This window comes from Helicobacter apodemus (assembly GCF_000765745.2).
Lineage (GTDB): Bacteria > Campylobacterota > Campylobacteria > Campylobacterales > Helicobacteraceae > Helicobacter_D > Helicobacter_D apodemus.
The window spans coordinates 1-639 of record NZ_JRPC02000108.1 but is presented as its reverse complement, the minus strand read 5'-3'; the positions used below and the strand labels follow the sequence as shown (position 1 = coordinate 639).

Sequence of the window (639 nt, the reverse complement as noted above, 5' to 3'; positions counted from 1 at the left end):
GTTTGGAATCTCTGTTCTGCTCCTAAATCTAAAGTGATTTTAGGGCTTAAGATAATAGAGAGATCTCCTCCTATATAGAGACTATGCCCATAATCTATCTTACCTATCTTAAACTTCCTTTTTGCGTTATATCCCAATCCACTATAAATACTATAGACTACAGGATCACTATATCCCCTTAGGGTTGCTTGGAGACTTTGGGATTTAAGGTAGAAGCTTTTTTATTTTCAGTAGCTGAAGATTCTCTTTGGATAATAGCAGTCTGAAAGGTAATTTGTGGGATAAAGTCTGCAATACTTTTACCTGTATAGATAAAGCCAAGCCATAGAGAGTTGAATTGCCAGTTGTTTTGACTGGAATACCTACTAGTAAAGACATTTGTATATTCTTTCCTTGTATAACTACCACTCCCTGATACAAGAATATCAAATTTAGGCATAAGTGTATAAATAAAAGCCTGATTAAGACTTAGTTGTTTGGTATCATCCCAAAGTGTTGTATCTCCCCCTATACTAATATTAGGATAGAGGGAATAAGTATTGGCATTTCCTGTGCTAAGCAAAGAAAAGCTTGTAATACTCCTTAAACCAATTTGTTTTTTAAAGAGATTATCAATATTGAGTTCATCACTAGCTAAAA

The 639-nt window shown here is 34.0% G+C and carries 1 pseudogene; it reads right to left on the bottom strand.

Going from position 1 to position 639, the window contains the following annotated elements:
• A pseudogene (locus LS72_RS10570) lies at nucleotides 1–639 on the bottom strand (hypothetical protein); the annotation flags it as partial.